The following is a 20,158-nucleotide window of genomic DNA, read 5'->3' on the forward strand; positions in this document are numbered from 1 at the left end:
GGATTAAGATTTGCGATAAGAGAAGGTGGAAGAACGGTAGCTTCTGGAGTTGTTGCAGAAATTAAAAAATAATAAAAAATAAAATACATTTAATAAAATTTGAAAACACTGCTATAAGGGGCTTTATGCCCCTTGTAGAAAGAAAATAGGAGGAAAAATTTTGGAAAATAAATTAAGTATACATCTTCAATCTTATGACCACAAATTGTTAGATCAATCTGCTAAAAAAATAGCTGAAGTTATTAAAAAAGCTGGCTCTTAATATTAAAAGAAATTTACTTGGAGATATATTTGTAAAAAATAATGTTGCTTATGTATACGTTCTTGAAGATATTGTTGAGTTTATAATGTCAAATTTAAAAAAGATCGGTTTAAATAATTGTTTAATTAGTATTTCAGATAAAAAAGATTTAGAATTTAAATTTGAATCTCTTTATTTAACTATATCATCAAATAGATTAGATAATTTAATATGTGCTATTACAAATATGTCAAGGAATGAATCTGTTTTATATATTGAACAAGGATTTTGTAAACTTAATTATGAATTATGTTTACAAAAATCTAAAATTATTGATAGTGGTTCTATTTTATCATTAAAAAAATATGGAAGATTTTTGGTAGGCAGCGAAGTTTGAAGAACCAAAAAAGATAAAATTGTTATAAATATACAAAAATTTATATAAGAAACCGAAAGGACGTGTTTGAATTGAAAAAATTATTGATTATTTTTACTATTATGTTTATGTTTACAAGTTGTGCAAGTATTGTTAGAGGAACCCAACAAAAGATAAAGATTACTTCTGCAAGCAAAAAAGTAATTTCAATATATGACAAAAATGATTTACCTATTGCTACAGGTATTGGAGTATTAGAAACAAAACTTGCAAAAGGTGATGGAGCTTTCAATGGAGCTACTTATACTATTAAAACAAATGAACAAACAATAAAAATCACTCCAAAAGTAAATGTAGGAGCTTTTGTTGTTGGTAACTTATTTTTACCAGGTTTCTGGGGATATATAGTTGATGGACTTACTGGAGCTATGTATGACTTAGATGCTAATGGTGCTGAACTTCATAATTTAATGGTTAAATAATATTTACAGGGTCTGTTGCATAGAGAATCCCCAAAAGGAAGCAAAAATTTAAGCTTCCTTTTTTACAGGTACGTTATCATAGCAAGTACAACACTAATAATAGCCCATAGAAAATACTATATGTTAAAATGTAAGTGACCAAACAAACATTTTATTCGTATACTTCAAAGAATGCTCATGCATGGTTTACTAAGTATTTCCCAATCCTTGAAAACAATAAATATCGATGCCATATGCTCCTAAGTAAACGAAATACATTAAAATATGTGGAATCAAAACTCTTAGAACATTAGTCTCCTGAACAAATTGCACATCGGCAAACTGATGCAATAAACTTTATCCCTTCTACTTCAACAATCTACTGTTTATGTTACCGAAGATTATGATGGGGGGGAATTTGCGAATAAAATGAAAGTTTAATAAAACCTAAGAAAAAAGAGGGAAGTTTAATGTGACAGTAGAAAAATAAAAAAACGTCCAAATTAAATATTTAAACGTAAAGAATTGGGTCATTTAGTGTACACCGTGGAGTCTGGAAGAATAGCTCACCAAAGAAAAAGCTAGTATTTTTTTTACTTTAGAGGAAAGAAAGTCGAACAGAAAACATCGTGACAAAAACAATAACTTTTGGCCACGGAAAAGAGTCAGCTGGATATATAGAGATCGAAAGGCATTTGTACTGAAAAACGTATTTTTGTAATCCTTATTGTGCATGGCAGAAGGGTACAAACGAAGAATCCAATGGTTTACTGCGAGAATTTTATCCCAAAGGGATGGATTTATCCTATGTAAATGTGGAAGATATAAAACTAACTAAATTTGGAAAAACTAAATAACAGACCAAGAAAATGTATCCAATACAAAATAGCTGACAAATTTGGTAAATACTTATACTTGAATTTACAATTCATATGTGCAAAAAAGCATAGAAATATATCAATAACATCAAAATTTGAATCTATATCCAAAACCAAATGTTATAAATTTAGGATATCCTGCACCTATTTCAAATTCAAAATTTTTATAATCTACCCCAAAATATCCTCTTGCATGCGGAAGTACATACTTTCTTCTTTCAATTCTATATGTTCCTTCATAACCAACAGAAGATGTGTTGGATGATATAGCAATACACTTATGTAGTGCTATGTCTACTCCTAAATCTGCTCCTGCATAAACTGAAAAGTCTTGACTTACCATTTTTTCAATTTCTAGTGTACCAAATATTGTAAAATTGGCATCAATATGTGCTTTTGCTAAATTCACCATACCATCAAGATTTGTAAAATACATACTGTTTGATGTCCTTTTTTCGTCTTCTAATTGTTTCAATAAATCTATGTAATATAATAAACTAGCCGAGTCTCCACTTCCCAAATTTGGAAGTTCTGGTTCTTTGATATCCTTGTGATTATTATACTTATTATTATTTTTAAATCCTGTATGTAATGGCTTATCATACTGTATATATATACTTGTTCCTGCCCCTACTTTAATTTTAACATTTTCTTTTACTAAAAAGCTCTTTAAAAACTTGGCTTGTAATTCTCCTGACATAGCATATCTTTCAAGTGTTGCTTCCTTATATGTATCATTTGATTGACGTTTACTGCTATACAAAGCTCCATCTCTAACCAGACCTATACTTGCTCCAAGTTTAATTTCTTTATCTTTTCTAATATCTCCACCCAACGATGTATATTTAGCTGATGCAAAAAGTAAATGTGAAAATGCAATTAATATCGTAAATAATATTTTTTTCATTATTTCTCCTCATAATAATTTAACTGTTTTATTATACACCTAAATAATAAAAAAAGCAAGTGTAAATTTCAATTTTTCTTTAAAATTTAAATCTATATTCAAATCCAAGTATAATAAATTTTGAATAACCTGCTCCTACTTTAAATTCAAAATTTTTATAATCCACTCCAAAATATCCTATTGCATGTGGAAGTACAAATTTTCTTTTTTCAATAATAAATGTATTTCTAGTTAATACCATTAGTTGTTTTAGATATACAATGATGTAGCGATACATCTAGCCCTAAATCAAGTCCTGTATAAACTGATAAATCATATTTTAATATTTTTTTCAATCTTAACTGTAGCAAATATATTAAAACTTGTATCAATATGTCCTTTTGATAAATTACTTCACACCGGACGTGAGGGCTTCTCCTCATGCGGCGTTCCGTCATCAGCAACTTTTTACTTTTTAACATCGTAAATTATAGTTCCTTATCAAGTGCTTTTATGTCTATTTCCTCTAATCCTGCATTTTTTCTTATGATATTTACTTTCCGCCTTTGATTACTTTCTAGTTTGTATTTATTTAGAATATACTTGATTTCTTTTCTGTCCAGACTTTTTATCAGTCTTTCCATCTATTTATGCACAATAATCAGATTATTATATTTATCATCACCACCACATGATTTTAGCATTTTACAGACACACCGCATATTTCCCAAAATTAAAGTCTGCTTGCAAATTACGCATTTTCCTCTTTGTGCCACGAACAGCAAAACGCAGTTACCATTAAATTCTACAGTCTCATTACTGATAGGGTTTTACTCATAAATTCATGCACCCTTTATATATCTGCAGTTTCTAATTGTTTGTACATTTCTTTTCTTCCCTCAGTTGTATACTTAATTACTATAGCCTTTTTGTGGAGAAGAACACGATGTTGCACATACCCTATTTATACTAGGCACACTATTTATAAATAGCCGTTCTTTACTTTTTCCATATTTTTCTTAAAGATATGGTGTTAATGCTTCGCTAGTTCTGCGTTTCACTCTTGTCTTTAATCCGATTTTTTATGCTTGTCTTGATTTCATAGGCTAAAGTCTGCATATCTGGATTTACATACTTTACCATGCTGTAATAATTCTGTACTCCCATGACAAAGCTATCATAATTTCGAATTACATACTCACCAGCTCTGCTTCCATTCGTTTTCTGTATTGCTGTGATCCTCTCTTTTTCGTTTATTTTTATTTTATTCAAAGCCTTTTCTGAGATATACGATTTTACTACATATTTATCGACTGGTGGTTTACATTTTGTATCATTGCCTTTCCTATGTACTTTTATTCTAAAACATAAAAATTTCGAATAATTGTGTTTTAGATTGACAATTTTTTATTTTTCCGGACTAATATCCAGTCTTAACTTTGTTTTGAACCGTTGTTTTGTGGCTTCAAATATTAAAACCGCGTCTTTGTGTTTACTGCAAAAGATTCTAAAATCATCAGATCCCTTTACGATAAAACGCTCTTTTAATATTCTGTCCCGCAAAGCCATGTACTTCTTTGATTTTAAATCAGTTCCATTTGCCTTTATTACTTCTTTAATAGGCGCGTCTTGTAGGCATAAGTCCCATTGAGTGTCAATCCAACAGTCAAGTTCATTCAACACCACATTCGATAACAATGGTGAGATAATCGAACCTTGAGCTGTGCCTTTCTCTGTAAAAACAATTCCTGAAATTTCTCCTTTAAACATGTCTGAAATAATACTAATGAGCTTTTTATCCTGCATTCCTATCATCCCACCACCACGATATGCAATTTGTTGTTCTATATCAGTTTTTCTGCCTGTTCAAGTGCATTTTCCACACCTCTATTTGAATGGATTCCATGCTTCTATCATGAAATTTTGATTCGCATATAGACTCTAACACTTTCAGAATACATTGATGTATCAGCCTGTCTTAAATCGAAGCAATCCCAAGCGGTCTTTTCTTTCCATTACCTTTGTCAATCTCCACTCGTCTGATAGCTTTCGGCGTATACAATCCCAGTTTATTACGGACAAGTTAAATGATTTCTTTTTCAGTCATTTTTGCTAAATGCTCTATCATTTTTCCGTCAACCACCCCCCCGGTGTGGTACTCCTATCATTCTTTTTCATGTTTCGATAGGCGAGTTTGATATTCTCTTTCATAAAAATCAATTCTATCAAGTTTTTAAATTTCCTGTTTTCTAAACTTTTCTGGTATAGTTCGCCAAATACCTCCTGAAATCCATAATACTAAATATTTCTTAGAGTCTGATGTTTCAGCACTTTCCTCGACACTGCCAAAGTAGGCTGAATAAATTCAGCCATCAATTTTAATTCTAATACAGGTTTTATCCCTCATTAGAGTTTATACGATAACAAGTCGCACATATGCTTGATCCTTCCCTTAATTTAATTTTAATATTTTCTTTTAATGAAAAACTTTTTAAAAATTTTTCTTGTAGTTCTCCTGACATTGTATATCTTTCAAGTGTTGCCTCTTTATATATTAACCACTTCACCTTTACTACTACAGCCGAATCTCTAACTAAACCAACATTAGCATTAGCCTTAATTTCTTTGTCATTTACTGCAAAAAGTAAATTTGTTGTCAGTGTTAATACAATAAATATTTTCTTTTTCATCTTTTCTCCTTATCTATAATTATTAAGCATGCGATAACATAATTCTACTAAACAAATAAAAATTTTTAAGGAAAATTGACCTTTTAACTACAAGGTTTTCTTTATATTAATTCTATATATTACTATAAGGTTTTCTCTATATCTTCTATACTTTCATACCCCTTTTTCTTCACTATATCTGTAAAAATTTTTTCAACAAGATTATATTTTAAATCTTTAACAAACTCAAAATAATATAAATTAGTTGTATAAGAATAAGTCATATGTTCTCCAATAAAATATACTCTTGCATTTGTTAATTGATTTTCACAGTTATTTTCAATAGGTCTGCATAACTTTGAAAATTTTGGATATTTATTTACAACTTCTTTCTCCCATTCCAAAACTATACTTTCTATTCTTTCAATAACTCTTAATTTCATTATATCTTCTTTAGGTAAGTACATTTTAATTTTTTCATATTCATCAGGATGAGTTGTTTTCATCATATATGCATACTTTTCAAACATTAAATTTCTACAATATTCAGATGCATTTAATAAATCATTATAATAACTATCTTGAACATCTTCACTTAAATTTTCCCATTGGCTGGTACGGTTAATAAAAAACTCTTCTTTATTGTCCTGACAACTTGCACGACCACCAGTATTATTAAGGTTTGTGAATAAATCCCACTCCATTTCAACTATTTCTTTAACTATCCCCATAAATTAATCACTCCAGCAACCTAAACTTCTAATCTCATCATTTCTTATTTTATTTTGAATTATCATGGCACATTCAATTAAATCTATTGAATTTGCTAGTTTTAAATCTTCCATTATTTTATTACTTATTTCATCAATAATATTTATTTTGGCATTATATGTAGTTTCTTGTAATACTAATTTTTTTAATAAATCATATATTTCAGGTTCTATATTTTTTAACATTTTATGTTGCCATTTATAGTAAGGACAATATATTTTATTAATCAAACAATACATTTCAATTACACTTGTTATAAATAATCCCAAAGCTTGTGTTGAAGCTACATATTCATTTCTTCTTATACATCTTGTATAGTTATATAATCCTTCTCTATGTATTTGCATGCATCTAGTTGCCATCATATTAAGTCTTATATCTTCAGGATAATATTTCACTTTATTTCTTATTTCAGTTATTATTCCTAATTCATCAACAAATATTTCGCCATTTGTAAATGAAGATAATAAATATTGAGGTATCCTTCTAAAATTCATATCATTTTCAGGACCAGTTAAACTACCTAAAAAGCTGTAAATATAGTCATTTATATTTAAAAATCCTCTTCTATTTTCTCCCCATTCACTTTTATTTATAATCTTAAATCCCATATATGTATCATCTAAAGTTTCCATAAATTTTTCTATTTTCTCTTTATTTGATACATAATCTTGTTCCTTTATCCAAATACAAGGCATAGGATAAAAATCATGATCTCTTGAAATTAAATCATCAAATCCATAACATTCAGATCCATAACCAATTAATCCCGCAGATATTGGTATATCAAAATTTTCTTTTATTTTTTTATAAAGTACTTCTTCAAAGTATTTTTTTGATAACTCTAAACCAGTCATTCGTGTTTACCCATTTCCATAGTTTCTTTTACTAAGTTAATATTTTGTTCTAAATTTTTATAACTCATACTATCTGTCCCAAAGGAATTTTTACAAATTTCTAAACTATTATTAAAAAGTTCTAGTGACTTTTCAAATTCCCCTTTATAATACATTGCAATTGCTAGATTATTTAACGCTGCTGAATACATTGAATGGTTTTTACCTACTTCTTTTTCATATATTTCAAAACATTGCTTTATTAAATCATCGGATTTTTCAGATTCTCCTAACATTCTATATGCTATTGCCATATTATTTAAAGTTGTTGCAAAAGCAATTTTGCTTTCTTTTTTATCTTTTAATATTTCATAACTTTTTAAATGATACGATAAAGCTTTATCACTATTTTTAATATCTTGATAAAAAAGTCCTAAATTATTACAAACACCTGCATATTCATATGATTCTTGCATATTATTTGAATCATATACCCTTATAACTTCTAAATACATGTCTTCTATTTTATCAAGTTCATTTGCAAATCTATAAACTTCTGCTAAATTAAGACATGTTGTTGCATATGGAACACAGTCTTTTGAAAATTTTTCTTCTATAATATCTTTTGCTCTTTTTATACTTTCTACTGCTAAATCATATTTACCTATATATTTTGCAGCCCCACCCAATTCATTTAACATATTAATTGCTTGATTGCTTGTACTTCCGTAAACTTCTTCTGTTACTCTTGTCATTTCAATTAATAAATCAACTTCTTCTATACCTTTACTCTCTTTTTGAAGTATAATTCTTTTTTCTACTGCATTTTTTAAAAATGAAAGTTTTTCACTTATAGTTTTCATATTAATCACCACTTATCTGTAAATTCAATTAATTGTGCAGCCATTAGCGGCTCCATTGATGAATGACCACAAGCATCAACAAAAACCAATTCACAATTATTCATATTTTTATATAATTCATATGCTCCGCTTGGTCTGCAATCCACATCATATCTTCCATGACATATGTAAGTTCGTATATCTTTTATTCTATCCACGTTATTTAATATATAGTTATCTTCAGGTAAAAAACTTTTATTAAAAAAATAGTGACATTCCATTCTTGCAATAGCTATATCATAATCTGTAACTTCTTTTGCAAGTTCTCTTGGATAAAGAGACACACAACTACTTTCCCAATCATTCCAATATTTTGCATATTTTGCAACTATATTCATATCACTTGAACCCAAGTATTTCATATAGCTTCCAATAATATCTTTTCTTTCACTATCTGATAATACTGAAATATATTTATCAAATGCTTCAGGGAAAAATTGTGCGGCTCCACCGCAATAAAGCCAATCAACGTCTTCTTGTCTTGCTAAAAATATACCTCTTAATATCATTCCGCTAACAAATTCTGGATAATTTATTGCATATACAAGGCTTAATGCCGTTCCCCAACTTCCTCCAAATAATATCCATTTATCTATATTTAATTTTTTTCTTAGTGTCTCCATATCTGATACTAAATCAAATGTTGTATTTTCTCTTAATTCCACAAAAGGTTTTGATCTTCCACAGCCTCTTTGATCAAATATTATTATTCTATACTTATTTTTATCAAAAAATTTTCTTGCAAGTTCTCCACTTCCTCCACCAGGACCACCATGTACATAAACTATAGGTAAACCATTAGGATTACCGCATTGCTCATAATATATTTCGTGTATATCACTTACTTTTAAATAACCACTTTCATATGGCATAACTTCATCGTATAACGCTTCCATACTATCACCCTTTATTTCATATATGTAGATTGTATCAATATTGAAAATATAAATCAAATATATTAAAAGTTAATTATATAAAACAACTAAATAATTATGTTTCTTATTTAATTATGCTTTTTAGTTTATAAAAAAATAAATTTTTATAAATATATTCTAATGATTTTAGTTTTTTTTAGGTAAAATAAAGATATAAATTAAAAGGAGTTTTAACATATGAAATATATTGATAAAATTTTAAAATTATATAAAAATGAAAATAATTGTATAAAAAGATATGAAAATTTATTATATGAATACAAAAAGCAATTTGGAAATACAGATGATTATGAATTATTTTCATCTTCAGGAAGAACCGAAATTATCGGAAACCACACAGATCATAATCATGGTAAAGTTGTTTGTGCAAGTATAAATCTTGATACAATAGCAATAGCTTGTAAAAATAACGATAATAAAATAAGAATAAAAAGTCTGGAATATAATGAAAATTATGTAATAGATTTAAATAATTTAGATGTTGAAAAAAATAATTCTTGGTCTTGTATTTTAGTAAAAGGAATGTTAAATGCTTTAAAAAAATCAGGAAATATTGGAGGATTTAATGCTTGTATAACTTCAACTGTTATTTCTTCTGCCGGAGTAAGTTCTTCTGCATCATTTGAAATGCTTATAGGTACTATAATAAATTCATTTTATAATAACGACAAACTTGATATAGTAACTCTTGCAAAAGCAGGACAATATTCAGAAAATACAAATTGGAATAAAAAATCAGGATTACTTGATCAAATTGCATGTGCTAATGGTGGGCTTGTTTCAATAGATTTTGAGGATATTAAAAATCCAAAAATAACAAAATTAAGTTCAAGTGATATTGAACATAAATATGATATAATTATTGTTCCAACAGGTGGTACTCATGCTGATTTATCAGAAGAGTATTCAGCTATACCTAATGAAATGATAAGTATTGCAAATACAGAACTTAGAAATATTAACAAACAATTCTTATTAGAAAATATAAATGTACTTAGAAAAAAATGTGGAGATCGAGCTATACTTCGTGCAATGCACTTTTTTGATGAAAATGAAAGAGTTGATAATTTGATTTTAGCCTTAAATGAAAAAAATTATTCACAATTTTTAAAAATTATTCAAAATTCAGGCTTGTCATCATACAAATATCTTCAAAATTGTTATGTTCCAACTAAATCACAAGAACAACCTATACCCATAATTTTAGCACTTACACAAGATTATATTGAAAAATACAATATAAAAGGTACTTGTCGGGTTCATGGTGGAGGTTTCGCAGGAGTTATAATGACAATTCTTCCAAAAGAAGATTCAAATTCTTACATCAAATATATTTTAAAATATGTAAATGGCGATGTATATAAGGTAAATATAAGATCTTATGGAGCAATAAATTTAAAAAATATTTAATCTATTAAAAATGGGAGTGTTTTAAAACTCCCATTTTATTATTTAGCTAGTTTTATTTCATCCCATACTTTATTTTGTTTTTCCCTTGTTGCTTCATCAAGTCCTACCGGTAATTTTGCATTTTTTAATATTTCTTCAACGGTAACTATTGATTTAACAGTAGTTAACTTTTCAACACCTTTAATTACTGGTATTTGTCTGAATTGTTCAAATACTTTAACATAATTTTCAGGTTTATATAAAAATTCTAAAAATTTATATGCATTTTCAACATGTTTTGCATTTGAAGGTATTGACATATTATCAATATACATCATAGCTCCTTTTGGCAAGAAATATGTAAAGTTTTTTTGTTCCTCTTCACTTGTTTCATAAAATACATCAGGGTATCCATGCGATACTACAAATTCTCCGGATGCAAGTCCTTTACCAAAAGTTGTGCTATCAAATTTTGCTAAATTTTTCTTAAATTTAATAATTAATTGCTTTGCAGCTTCTAATTCTTTATCATTACTTGTATTTGATTCAAATCCTAGATATTGTAAGGCTAATCCTAATGTTTCACGTCCATCATCTAACATAGTCATTCCTGATTTATATTTTTCATTTTCAAAAAGACTTAAATCCCTTGGAAAATCCTTACCTAAAATTGAAGTATTTACATTTACACCTGTTGCAAAATATCCATATGGAATAGAATAATTAAGTCCATTATCATATATTTTTGAAAATTCATATAATTTTAGTCTATCCGCATCTAGATTTTCAAATGTATTTTTTAGCTTTGTTTTATCAAGCTTTAATAACATATTATTTTTTATCATTACATCAACATAATCAGTTGAAGGAGATACAATATCATATTGATCTGTACCAGTTAAAAGTTTAGCCATCATCGTATCATTATTGTCGTAGTAAGTAATGTTTACTTTTATTCCTGTTTCTTTTTCAAATTTTTCAACAACATCATCAGGAATAAAATATATCCAAGTATAAATATTAAGTTCATTTTCATTAGTTGTACTTGAACCGCAACTTGTAAGTAATAAAATAGACATAATTAAATATAAAAAAAATTTTTTCAATTCAATACCACCTCTTATTTTTTATTAAATATTAACACATAAATATCCTTATTTCAAACTCTTTTTAACTTCCTCTTTATCAGAAAAATGTAGTATTTCTTTACCTATAATTTGATAAGTTTCATGTCCTTTTCCTGCAATAATTACACTGTCATTTGGTAAAATCATATTCACTGCATGATTTATTGCACTTGATCTATTTTCTATTATTATATAATTAGTATAATTAATATCTGTAAGACCTTTTTCAACATCTGCTAAAATTTGCTTTGGATCTTCTGTTCTTGGATTGTCAGATGTTAATATTATATAATCCGAATATTTTGCCGCTGCTTTTGCCATTAAAGGTCTTTTTGTTCTATCTCTATCTCCACCTGCACCAAAAACCGTAATAAGTCTATTTTGAGTAATCTTTTTTAGTGTACTTAATACATTAATTAATCCATCAGGTGTATGTGCATAATCTATAACTATTCTTGCATTTTTGTCATTTTCAATTAATTCAAATCTACCTACTACTGACTCCATTTTAGAAATTTTATCAAGTATATACGAAAAATCAATACCTATACTTGTAAGAGAAGCAACTACACCTAAAATATTATGTAAATTGTATTCCCCAACAAGTTTTGTTACTATTTCCTTTATTCCATATTTTGATGTAATTCTAATTTTCATTCCATTATTAGTATACTCTAATATTTCACCATAAATATCAGCCATTTTATCTTTTGTGCTTATACTTATGCCATTTAAAGTTTTTACATATTTATCATCAATATTTACACAAAGTTTTGCATTTGGTTTTAGTAAGTCTATTATTTTACATTTAGCATTAAAATAATCTTCTATTGTTTTATGATAATCTAAATGATCTTGAGTTAGATTTGTAAAAATTGCACTATCAAAATTTAACATATCTACTCTTCCCATAGAAAGTGAATGTGAACTAACTTCCATAAAGAAATACTCAACACCTAATTTTACACTTTTGTCCATAAGTTTTATTAAATCAAGAGATTCTGGAGTTGTATTTTTAGCATTAAAATTCTCATTTAATATTCTATAACCAGTTGTTCCTACTCTAGATGAATTTTCCAACACACTTTCTAATATGTATGTACTTGTAGTTTTTCCATTAGTACCTGTAACACCAATAACTTTTAACTTATTTTGCGGAAAATCATATAAATTTGATGCTATAATACCAAGATTATGTCTTAAATTTTCTACATAATAAAATGATATATTTTCATATTTTGTAATATTTATAGTTTTATCATCAGTTATTACTGCAACTGCACCATTTTCAATAGCTTTTGATATATAATCATTTCCATTTACATTTGTTCCATGCATGGCAACAAATATATCTCCACTTGTTATCTCTCTTGAATCATAACTTATAGACTTAAATTCAAAATCTAAACCTTTTTGTAATATTTCATACTTTACATCTTTAAACATTTTATCCTCTTTCTTTTTTGCAAAATTGTATAGTTAATATTGTAAAAAATATTAAAGAAAAAATATAAAAAGAATATTTTAATACCTCTATGGGTGACACATTTGCAAGTCCTGTTACTATTAGCATACCTCCATCATATGGACAAAGAGCTAAAAATGCACAAGCAAATATATCTAATAAACTTGCTAATCTTCTCTTTGATATATTATATTTTTCTCCAATTTCTTTTGCTAGAGGAGCTGATATTATTATGGCTATTGTATTATTAACTAATGCTATTGAAAGTAATCCTGATAAAAATCCTATTCCGTATTCAGCACCTTTTCTATTTTTTATTTTACTAGTTATAGATTCAATTAGCCACTGTGTTCCACCATAAAATTTTATTAAACCTATTAATCCAGAAATTAGTATTGCAACTACTGTAATACCCATCACGGATTCCATCCCGTTACCTACTGCTTTTAACCAGTCAAAAAAACTTATACTTCTTGTTGCAAATCCTATAATACCTGTAAAGATTATACCTATAAATAATACTGCGGATACATTATATCCAATAATAGCTGTAACTAATACAATTATATAAGGTATTGTTTTTATTATACTGTAAGTTCCTGCATTTACTATTTCTCCTTTTGACCCAATGATATAGTATAGGAAAAGTGCCAGTATTGCAGCAGGTAATGCAATTAAAAAATTCATTTTAAATTTATCTTTCATTTCTGCACCAACACCTTGTGTTGCTGAAATAGTTGTATCTGATATTATAGACAGATTATCTCCAAAATACGCTCCACCTATTACAGCAGAACAAGCTATAGCAACATTTATATTTGCAGATTCTGCAACTCCTATTGCTATCGGGGCAACTGCTGCTATCGTTCCCATTGATGTGCCTATTGCTGTTGATATTAAACAACTTATTATAAATACACCAGGTATTAAAAATTGTGATGGTATAAATGCTAACCCTAAATTTACTACTGAATCTACACCACCAATTGCTTTTGCTCCACCTTGAAATCCACCGACTAATAAATATATTATACCTATTAGTATTACACCTTTATTTCCTGCATTTTCACTAAATACATTTATTTTTTCATTTAATTTTACTTTTGGGTTTAACAACATTGCTGTTACAATTCCAAACATTAATGCAACTTGTCTTGGAAAATAACTAAACGCTTTTTCATAACCTGCATAAGTAAAATACAAGCCTGAACCTATATAGAGAAATAGGAATACTAATAATGGTATAAATGCTATTGCTCCCAAATTATAGTGTTTATTACTTTTTTCCATGATTACACCTTTCAAATATTATAGATTAAATTAATAAAAAGGGGTTTTAAAAACCCCCTATCTAATATTTATTATAGACTTTTTACTTTTTCAACTAAGCTTGCAAATTCTGTTGCGTTATTTACTGCTAAATCAGCTAATACTTTTCTGTCTAACTCTATTTCTAATTTCTTTAATCCATTCATAAATTTAGAATATGAGATACCATTTAATCTTGCTGCCGCATTAATTCTAATTATCCATAACTCTCTCATTGTTCTTTTCTTTAATTTTCTATGTTCTGTTGCGAACGCCATAGCTCTTCTTACAGCTTCACTTGCTTTTTTAAAGTTAGTTTTTCTTGTTCCTTTATATCCTTTTGCTTCTTTTAATATTTTCTTATGTTTTTTTCTTCTTATTATTCCAGTTTTTACTCTTGACATATTTTAATCTCCTCCTATCTTCCTTTACTTGTAACCAATAATTTTGCAACTTTTTCTGCTGCTCCACCTGAAATTACATAGTCATCTCCTAAGTGTTTCTTTCTCTTATGAGATTTTTTAGTTAATATATGGCTTTTCCCTGAGTGTCTTATAACAAATTTTCCGCTTCCTGTTACTTTTATTCTCTTTTTTGCTCCTTTATGTGTTTTCATCTTAGGCATAAATTTTCCTCCTTATTTTTTAGGTGATATTAATATGAATTTTTGTATTTGTTCTTTTCCATACTTTTTCTCTACAATAGCATTTTCTTCAAATAATTGTGCCATTTCATCTAAGATTTTTATAGCTGTGTCTATATGTTGTTTTTCTCTACCTGATAATCTTAAACTTACTTTAATTTTATATTCCTTTTCAAGAAATTTATTAATTTGAGTTACTTTTGTTTGCATATCATGGTCATCAATATGTGGCTTTATTCTCAATTCTTTTATTACGATATTCTTTTGTTTTTTCTTATTTTCTTTATCTTTTTTAGTTTTTTCATATCTAAATTTACCGTAATTCATTATTTTACATACTGGTGGTTCAGCATTTGGTGATATTTCTACCAAATCCAAATTTTGTTCATTAGCCATTTCCAAAGCCTCACTTGGTGTCATAACACCTAGACTTTCCCCATCTTCTCCAATAACTCTTATTTCTCTGCATCTGATTTTTTCATTTACTCTTACACCATCAGATTTATTAGTTCCTTTAATACAGAACACCTCCTAAATAATACTAATAAAAAAACAAGATATAAATCTTGTTTCTCAAATAGCTTAAAAACATTACAAGAACAAAAAAATTCTTGTAATAAATACTACATAACCTAACTCATTCAATTATGGAAAGGTGAGAAAACAATATTTCTTCTTCAACAAATTATTCAATTCTTTCTGATTCTACACTTTTTTTTAGTATTTGTCAATATTTTTTATTTATAGCATTTTTTCGTTTAATAAAATTGCTGTAAAATAACGAGTATGTCATTATTTTACAGCTATTATTTATCTGGCTACTCTTAGCATCCAATTTAATTTTTCATATTCCACTATGAAATTATCTATTATTGATGATGTTCCATAATCATTTTTTTCATCAGCTAATACTTTTATTTCTTTTGCACTTGATATAATATATGATACATCTTCTTTTAATGAATTTAATGCACTATCTATATCTATCTCAGTACTTGTTGCTTCTTTTATATTTGCAATTTCTAAATATTCTTTAAGACTAGATAAAGGTCTATTACCTAAAGCTAATATTCTTTCTGCAATAACATCTATTTCTTCATTTAATTGCTCATATATTTCATCTAATTTAGCATGAATTGAAAAGAAACCATGCCCCTTTATATTCCAATGATAATTTTGTACTTTTTTAGATAATACTGTTAAGTCTGCTAAAAATTGATTTAATCTTTTTTCCATATTTACTCTCCTTTTTTATTCTAGTTTTAAATTTGTATTCATTACAATTTATTATATTATAATTATATTTATATGTCAATAGCTAAAAATACCCAACACATTAGTATTGGGCACTTTTATTTATTTTTTCTCTTTCATTTTTTCTTTATATTTTCTAACTTGTCTTTCCATTTTATCTGCCATACCGTCAATAGCAGCGTATAAGTCTTTATCTTCACTTTCTATTCTAATTTTTTTTCCAGTAGCATATATTGTTGCATCTGCCTTATGAATTGGACCTTCAGATTTTGTTTTTTCAACTGTAAGCATTACATGAACCTCTGTAATGTTTTCAAGATATTTTCCTATCTTCTTACATTTTTCCTCAGCATACTCTCTAATAGGATCTGTTATTTTTAAATGTTGACCACTAATAATGATATTCATAAGAACACTCCCCTTCATCTTGTATACTAAATTATACCCCCCACAATATATGATTGTCAATTAAATTTAACTAATTTATAGTTCTCAACTTTATATTTAATTTTAGCTATATCTGCTAATTCTTTACTATGAGTAACTATAATAATACTTTGTTTCTTTTCTTTATTTATTTTTAAGAATAAATCATTTATTTTTTTGCTGTTATATTCATCAAGATTTCCTGTAGGTTCATCTGCAAGTATTATTTGAGGATCATTAATTAATGCTCTTGCAATAGCAATTCTTTGTTTTTCACCACCTGATAATTCATTTGGATAGTGTTTTGCTCTATTTTCTAAACCAACTAAATCTAAAAGTTCCATTGCTTTTTGCTCAATTTCTTTTTTTGTATATTTTCCTCTTTCAAGTGCAGGTAACATTATATTTTCAAGTGCTGTAAATTCAGCAAGTAAATAATGAAATTGAAAAACAAAACCTATATTTTCGCTTCTAAGTTCTGCTTCATTGATATTTTCAGGTATTTTTTCATTTATATATATTTTACCTTGAAAATCACTATCTAAAAGTCCTAAAATATTAAGCAGTGTCGTTTTCCCACTTCCTGATTTACCTTGTATTGAAACTAAATCTCCTTCTTCAATTGCCATGTTTATATTATCAAGTATTTTTATTTCTTCTACATTTGTCTTATATATTTTAGTAACATTTTCAAGTCTTAATAATGTTTGCATTTTTCCTCCTATGAATTAAACCTTATAGCGTTTGTAGGATCCATTTTTGCAGCTTTTCTTGCAGGTAATATTGAAGCAAGCAGTATTACTATAAGCGACACAGTATATATTAAAACTACTTCCTTAACACTTATACTTATTGGTAATTTTGAAATATAATAAGTTTTTGTAAGATAACTGTTTGATAAAAGACTTAATATTTTTAATACAATTGGCGTTAATATTGCAGATATAATCATACCTGTTACACCAAGTATTACACCTTCTAAAACAAAAATCTTAAGTATAGTTTTATCTTTATATCCACAGGCTTTTAAAATTCCAATATCTGTTGTCTTTTCTCTTACAGACATATTTAATATTACAGAAACCCCAAAACTTGCTATAATAAATAACATACTTAATATTACTACAAGTATAAACTCCTCAAATTCTATTGCACTTAAAAGATTTTTATTTTCATCAGCCCAAGAATATGAAAAAACTTTTTCATCTATCATATTTATTTTATTTATTATTTTCTTTATACTTTTAATATCGCTAGGATCTTTAACTTTAACTTCAAGAGTTTCAATTACATCTCCTTTTTCAAGTAAAATTTGTCCTATATTTACAGGTATTATAACAAAATTTTGATCATATGGTAAAAATCCTGTTTTAAAAATTTTACTAATTTTTAATCTTATTTCTTTACCATCTACTGTTACTACATTTATATAATTATCTACATCTACATCATTATTTTGTGCAAATTTTTCACCCACTATTGCATAAGGTTCATTTTTGCTAAGATGTTTTGATGTTTTTATAATATTTAAATTTATTTTTTCATCTTCAATACCTGTAATAAGAGGTACTACTACATTATTTTTAGCTTTGACAAATCCTTGAATTGAAACTCTTTTAACTACATCTTTTATATTTTCTTTATCAATTTTTTGTATTTTATCAATTATTTCTTTATATTTACCTTCTTTTTGAGTATCAATCATTACACTAATGTGTGGATTTAAGCTTAAAATTGAATTTATTGTATTTCTTTTTAACCCGTTTGAAATACTAAGTGATGTAAAAAAAACAATTAGAGCAAGTGATACCCCAATTATTGAAACTATTGATTGAAACTTTCTTTCTCTTATATGTCTATATGCAATAAATAAACTTACCATAAAACACTCCTATAATGTAACTTCAATGTCTGCAATTTTTGAAATCAAAGCAACAAAATTATATTTATTTGAAATATCAAGACTAATTATATATCTTTTATTTTCATTAGTTATTATTTCAAGACAATTACGATATACCTTAACTCCAACTTTAGTAAAAGGCAAAATCTTTAAACTTTTAACTTCTTTTAAATTTATCTTTAAATTTTTTTTTACAATTAACTTATTATCTTTTATACTGATATTATAACTAAACAATTCGAAAATATAGTAACATATGTATATTGTAATGATCCCAAATAAAGTTAATGCTAAAATATTTTTTTTGCTCCAATATGAATAAATATTATACGTTGAAAGAATTATTATTGATATAATAAAAATAATGGATTTTATAAAATATGAATTTGAAAGTCTAAATTTATATGATTTGGACATATCAACATCACATTTTTTTATTTTTTCTAAAAAGTCTTCTAAATTCAATTACTTTTCCTCCTTATTTTCCTCGTCAATTACTTTATAAATTCTTTCTCCTTCTTTTTTCATATTTAATTCTTCTCTTGCTATTTTCTCTACATTTTCATTTTTATTGCTTTGTTCTATTTCTTCTTCTAATTTTTTCTTTTTTATTTTCTCATTTTCTACTAGTTGTTGTAATTCTTTATGTTTTTTCTTTTCTTCTATTATTTGTTTTTGTTTAGAAAAAATGGGTACAATAAAAACAAAAAACATTAAAATACCAAAAAGAAAAATAATTAAACTTTTAATTTTTGTTTTCATATCATCCTTCTACTATTTATTATTTTTAATATGATTTATTATTTCAATAAAACTATCTAAATTTTCAAATTCATTATAAACCGAAGCGAAACGAACATAAGCAACTTCGTCTATATTAAGTAATTCCTTTAAAATCATTTCACCTATTTTTGTAGTTGTTATCGTTCGATTATGAACTTCTCTTATTTCGTTTTCAATATTATCAATAATTGTTATTATAATATCCGGATTGTATTGTCTTTTTACAAGTGATCTTTCAATACCTTTGAATATTTTTTCTCTATCAAAAGGTACTCTGCTATCATCTTTTTTTATAACAGTTATTGGCGGCAATTCAACTCTTTCAAAAGTTGTAAATCTTTTTCCGCATTCTTTACATATTCTTCTTCTTTTAACAATATTATTTTCTGCTAATCGTGAATCTAAAACTGCTGTATCATCATTTTTACAAAAAACACATTTCATTATTGTATTTCCTTTGCTTCCAATATTTCAAATATTTCATTAGAAGTCTTAGCATTAAGTAATTGTTTTCTAAATACATCGTCTCTTATAAATCTTGATATTCTTGCAAGTATTATTAAATACTCTTGAGATAATTCAACAGGAGATAAAAACATAAAAAATATATTTACATCTTCATTATCAATTGAATCATAAGATATAGGATTTTTTGATATTCCTAAAGTCATTATTAATTCTTTTACACCTTTTGTTTTAGCATGTGGAACAGCAACTCCTTTTCCTATTCCTGTGCTTCCTAATTTTTCTCTATCCATTAAATCTTTAAAACATAATTCTTCATCAATTATTTCTTCCGCAGAACTTAATTTACCAAATAATTCTTTTAATACTCCTTTTTTATCGATAGACTCTAAATTTAGTTCTACAGCGTTTAATTTTAAATAAGATGCAACTTTTTTCAT

Annotated in this window: 27 protein-coding genes and 1 pseudogene; 5 read left to right on the forward strand and 23 right to left on the reverse strand. The window is 26.9% G+C overall.

Annotated features, from left to right (window positions below):
• The 4 genes and pseudogenes from AWT63_RS06205 to AWT63_RS01435 all read left to right on the forward strand — a co-directional run.
• Positions 1-72, forward strand: a 72-nt coding sequence (locus tag AWT63_RS06205) for an EF-Tu C-terminal domain-related protein (protein ID WP_197407842.1), incomplete at its 5' end; no start/stop codon positions are given.
• 85 nt (positions 73-157) lie between these two features.
• Positions 158-259: pseudogene (locus AWT63_RS06075) on the forward strand (30S ribosomal protein S10); the annotation flags it as partial.
• 88 nt (positions 260-347) lie between these two features.
• Positions 348-638, forward strand: a complete 291-nt coding sequence (locus tag AWT63_RS01430) for a hypothetical protein (protein WP_068267906.1) — start codon at positions 348-350, stop codon at positions 636-638.
• A gap of 71 nt (positions 639-709) precedes the next feature.
• Positions 710-1,099, forward strand: a complete 390-nt coding sequence (locus AWT63_RS01435; RefSeq protein WP_068267907.1) for a hypothetical protein — start codon at positions 710-712, stop codon at positions 1,097-1,099.
• 945 nt (positions 1,100-2,044) lie between these two features.
• Here AWT63_RS01435 and AWT63_RS01440 read toward each other — a convergent pair.
• From AWT63_RS01440 to pip, 9 genes are all read right to left on the reverse strand, one after another.
• A complete protein-coding gene (locus AWT63_RS01440; RefSeq protein ID WP_068267908.1) occupies positions 2,045-2,863 on the reverse strand; it encodes a hypothetical protein in 819 nt (272 codons plus the stop codon).
• 79 nt (positions 2,864-2,942) lie between these two features.
• Positions 2,943-3,104: a hypothetical protein gene (locus AWT63_RS06210; protein WP_156414479.1), complete on the reverse strand. Its 162-nt coding sequence runs from the start codon at positions 3,102-3,104 to the stop codon at positions 2,943-2,945.
• Positions 3,105-3,330: 226 nt separating this feature from the next.
• Positions 3,331-3,486: a hypothetical protein gene (locus tag AWT63_RS06300; RefSeq protein WP_197407841.1), complete on the reverse strand. Its 156-nt coding sequence runs from the start codon at positions 3,484-3,486 to the stop codon at positions 3,331-3,333.
• Between the two features lie 763 nt (positions 3,487-4,249).
• Positions 4,250-4,657 carry a reverse transcriptase domain-containing protein gene (locus AWT63_RS06305; protein WP_197407562.1) on the reverse strand — a complete coding sequence of 136 codons (408 nt, stop codon included), beginning with the start codon at positions 4,655-4,657 and terminating at the stop codon, positions 4,250-4,252.
• A gap of 581 nt (positions 4,658-5,238) precedes the next feature.
• Positions 5,239-5,532, reverse strand: a complete 294-nt coding sequence (locus AWT63_RS01450) for a hypothetical protein (protein WP_068267909.1) — start codon at positions 5,530-5,532, stop codon at positions 5,239-5,241.
• Positions 5,533-5,654: 122 nt separating this feature from the next.
• A complete protein-coding gene (locus AWT63_RS01455; RefSeq protein ID WP_068267910.1) occupies positions 5,655-6,242 on the reverse strand; it encodes a DUF4125 family protein in 588 nt (195 codons plus the stop codon).
• A gap of 3 nt (positions 6,243-6,245) precedes the next feature.
• Complete coding sequence (locus AWT63_RS01460) at positions 6,246-7,139, reverse strand: DUF4037 domain-containing protein (RefSeq protein ID WP_068267911.1); 894 nt, start codon at positions 7,137-7,139, stop codon at positions 6,246-6,248.
• Positions 7,136-7,981: a tetratricopeptide repeat protein gene (locus AWT63_RS01465; protein ID WP_068267912.1), complete on the reverse strand. Its 846-nt coding sequence runs from the start codon at positions 7,979-7,981 to the stop codon at positions 7,136-7,138. The genes AWT63_RS01460 and AWT63_RS01465 overlap by 4 nt, the downstream gene beginning before the upstream one ends.
• Before the next feature lie 5 nt (positions 7,982-7,986).
• On the reverse strand, positions 7,987-8,916 hold the full coding sequence (pip, locus tag AWT63_RS01470) for a prolyl aminopeptidase (protein ID WP_068267913.1): 930 nt from the start codon (positions 8,914-8,916) through the stop codon (positions 7,987-7,989).
• A 216-nt stretch (positions 8,917-9,132) separates the two neighbouring features.
• Between pip and AWT63_RS01475 the strand changes: the two genes are divergently transcribed.
• Positions 9,133-10,365, forward strand: coding sequence for a galactokinase (locus tag AWT63_RS01475; RefSeq protein ID WP_068267914.1), 1,233 nt, complete (start codon positions 9,133-9,135; stop codon positions 10,363-10,365).
• A gap of 38 nt (positions 10,366-10,403) precedes the next feature.
• On the opposite strand, the gene AWT63_RS01480 is transcribed toward AWT63_RS01475, so the two are convergent.
• The 14 genes from AWT63_RS01480 to AWT63_RS01545 form a co-directional block, all read right to left on the reverse strand.
• Positions 10,404-11,450 (reverse strand): extracellular solute-binding protein, encoded by a 1,047-nt coding sequence (locus AWT63_RS01480; protein WP_156414480.1) that lies wholly within the window; start codon positions 11,448-11,450, stop codon positions 10,404-10,406.
• 48 nt (positions 11,451-11,498) lie between these two features.
• Positions 11,499-12,917: a UDP-N-acetylmuramoyl-L-alanyl-D-glutamate--2,6-diaminopimelate ligase gene (locus tag AWT63_RS01485; protein WP_068267915.1), complete on the reverse strand. Its 1,419-nt coding sequence runs from the start codon at positions 12,915-12,917 to the stop codon at positions 11,499-11,501.
• 1 nt (position 12,918) lies between these two features.
• The gene (locus AWT63_RS01490; protein WP_068267916.1) at positions 12,919-14,226 is read right to left on the reverse strand and encodes a Na+/H+ antiporter NhaC family protein; all 1,308 of its coding nucleotides are present in this window, start codon (positions 14,224-14,226) and stop codon (positions 12,919-12,921) included.
• Between the two features lie 71 nt (positions 14,227-14,297).
• A complete protein-coding gene (gene rplT / locus AWT63_RS01495; RefSeq protein WP_068267917.1) occupies positions 14,298-14,648 on the reverse strand; it encodes a 50S ribosomal protein L20 in 351 nt (116 codons plus the stop codon).
• Between the two features lie 14 nt (positions 14,649-14,662).
• Positions 14,663-14,869: a 50S ribosomal protein L35 gene (rpmI, locus tag AWT63_RS01500; protein ID WP_068267918.1), complete on the reverse strand. Its 207-nt coding sequence runs from the start codon at positions 14,867-14,869 to the stop codon at positions 14,663-14,665.
• A 12-nt stretch (positions 14,870-14,881) separates the two neighbouring features.
• Positions 14,882-15,415: a translation initiation factor IF-3 gene (gene infC, locus AWT63_RS01505; protein ID WP_068267919.1), complete on the reverse strand. Its 534-nt coding sequence runs from the start codon at positions 15,413-15,415 to the stop codon at positions 14,882-14,884.
• A 282-nt stretch (positions 15,416-15,697) separates the two neighbouring features.
• A complete protein-coding gene (locus AWT63_RS01510; protein WP_068267920.1) occupies positions 15,698-16,123 on the reverse strand; it encodes a Dps family protein in 426 nt (141 codons plus the stop codon).
• A 120-nt stretch (positions 16,124-16,243) separates the two neighbouring features.
• Entirely contained in the window at positions 16,244-16,549 is a 306-nt protein-coding gene (hpf, locus tag AWT63_RS01515) for a ribosome hibernation-promoting factor, HPF/YfiA family (RefSeq protein ID WP_068267921.1), read from the reverse strand.
• Positions 16,550-16,605: 56 nt separating this feature from the next.
• On the reverse strand, positions 16,606-17,280 hold the full coding sequence (locus AWT63_RS01520) for an ABC transporter ATP-binding protein (protein WP_068267922.1): 675 nt from the start codon (positions 17,278-17,280) through the stop codon (positions 16,606-16,608).
• An 8-nt stretch (positions 17,281-17,288) separates the two neighbouring features.
• Positions 17,289-18,449, reverse strand: coding sequence for an ABC transporter permease (locus AWT63_RS01525; RefSeq protein ID WP_068267923.1), 1,161 nt, complete (start codon positions 18,447-18,449; stop codon positions 17,289-17,291).
• 9 nt (positions 18,450-18,458) lie between these two features.
• On the reverse strand, positions 18,459-18,935 hold the full coding sequence (locus AWT63_RS01530) for a hypothetical protein (RefSeq protein ID WP_068267924.1): 477 nt from the start codon (positions 18,933-18,935) through the stop codon (positions 18,459-18,461).
• Positions 18,936-19,232, reverse strand: a complete 297-nt coding sequence (locus AWT63_RS01535) for an FtsB family cell division protein (RefSeq protein WP_068267925.1) — start codon at positions 19,230-19,232, stop codon at positions 18,936-18,938.
• A gap of 12 nt (positions 19,233-19,244) precedes the next feature.
• Positions 19,245-19,697, reverse strand: coding sequence for a transcriptional regulator NrdR (gene nrdR, locus AWT63_RS01540; protein WP_068267926.1), 453 nt, complete (start codon positions 19,695-19,697; stop codon positions 19,245-19,247).
• Positions 19,697-20,158 (reverse strand): PTS sugar transporter subunit IIA, encoded by a 462-nt coding sequence (locus AWT63_RS01545; RefSeq protein ID WP_068267927.1) that lies wholly within the window; start codon positions 20,156-20,158, stop codon positions 19,697-19,699. The genes nrdR and AWT63_RS01545 overlap by 1 nt, the downstream gene beginning before the upstream one ends.

This window comes from Caviibacter abscessus (assembly GCF_001517835.1).
GTDB classification, from domain to species: domain Bacteria; phylum Fusobacteriota; class Fusobacteriia; order Fusobacteriales; family Leptotrichiaceae; genus Caviibacter; species Caviibacter abscessus.

Bases quoted from the DNA above. Each gene is read 5' to 3' on its own strand.
- rplT (WP_068267917.1), bottom strand. From the start codon at position 14,648: ATGTCAAGAGTAAAAACTGGAATAATAAGAAGAAAAAAACATAAGAAA.
- AWT63_RS01455 (WP_068267910.1), bottom strand. From the start codon at position 6,242: ATGGGGATAGTTAAAGAAATAGTTGAAATGGAGTGGGATTTATTCACA.
- AWT63_RS01485 (WP_068267915.1), bottom strand. From the start codon at position 12,917: ATGTTTAAAGATGTAAAGTATGAAATATTACAAAAAGGTTTAGATTTT.
- AWT63_RS06300 (WP_197407841.1), bottom strand. From the start codon at position 3,486: ATGGAAAGACTGATAAAAAGTCTGGACAGAAAAGAAATCAAGTATATT.
- nrdR (WP_068267926.1), bottom strand. From the start codon at position 19,697: ATGAAATGTGTTTTTTGTAAAAATGATGATACAGCAGTTTTAGATTCA.
- pip (WP_068267913.1), bottom strand. From the start codon at position 8,916: ATGGAAGCGTTATACGATGAAGTTATGCCATATGAAAGTGGTTATTTA.
- AWT63_RS06305 (WP_197407562.1), bottom strand. From the start codon at position 4,657: ATGATAGGAATGCAGGATAAAAAGCTCATTAGTATTATTTCAGACATG.
- AWT63_RS01465 (WP_068267912.1), bottom strand. From the start codon at position 7,981: ATGAAAACTATAAGTGAAAAACTTTCATTTTTAAAAAATGCAGTAGAA.
- AWT63_RS01510 (WP_068267920.1), bottom strand. From the start codon at position 16,123: ATGGAAAAAAGATTAAATCAATTTTTAGCAGACTTAACAGTATTATCT.
- AWT63_RS06210 (WP_156414479.1), bottom strand. From the start codon at position 3,104: ATGGTATTAACTAGAAATACATTTATTATTGAAAAAAGAAAATTTGTA.
- AWT63_RS01450 (WP_068267909.1), bottom strand. From the start codon at position 5,532: ATGAAAAAGAAAATATTTATTGTATTAACACTGACAACAAATTTACTT.
- AWT63_RS01440 (WP_068267908.1), bottom strand. From the start codon at position 2,863: ATGAAAAAAATATTATTTACGATATTAATTGCATTTTCACATTTACTT.
- hpf (WP_068267921.1), bottom strand. From the start codon at position 16,549: ATGAATATCATTATTAGTGGTCAACATTTAAAAATAACAGATCCTATT.
- AWT63_RS01535 (WP_068267925.1), bottom strand. From the start codon at position 19,232: ATGAAAACAAAAATTAAAAGTTTAATTATTTTTCTTTTTGGTATTTTA.
- AWT63_RS01460 (WP_068267911.1), bottom strand. From the start codon at position 7,139: ATGACTGGTTTAGAGTTATCAAAAAAATACTTTGAAGAAGTACTTTAT.
- AWT63_RS01475 (WP_068267914.1), top strand. From the start codon at position 9,133: ATGAAATATATTGATAAAATTTTAAAATTATATAAAAATGAAAATAAT.
- AWT63_RS01545 (WP_068267927.1), bottom strand. From the start codon at position 20,158: ATGAAAAAAGTTGCATCTTATTTAAAATTAAACGCTGTAGAACTAAAT.
- AWT63_RS01520 (WP_068267922.1), bottom strand. From the start codon at position 17,280: ATGCAAACATTATTAAGACTTGAAAATGTTACTAAAATATATAAGACA.
- AWT63_RS01490 (WP_068267916.1), bottom strand. From the start codon at position 14,226: ATGGAAAAAAGTAATAAACACTATAATTTGGGAGCAATAGCATTTATA.
- rpmI (WP_068267918.1), bottom strand. From the start codon at position 14,869: ATGCCTAAGATGAAAACACATAAAGGAGCAAAAAAGAGAATAAAAGTA.
- AWT63_RS01430 (WP_068267906.1), top strand. From the start codon at position 348: ATGTCAAATTTAAAAAAGATCGGTTTAAATAATTGTTTAATTAGTATT.
- AWT63_RS01525 (WP_068267923.1), bottom strand. From the start codon at position 18,449: ATGGTAAGTTTATTTATTGCATATAGACATATAAGAGAAAGAAAGTTT.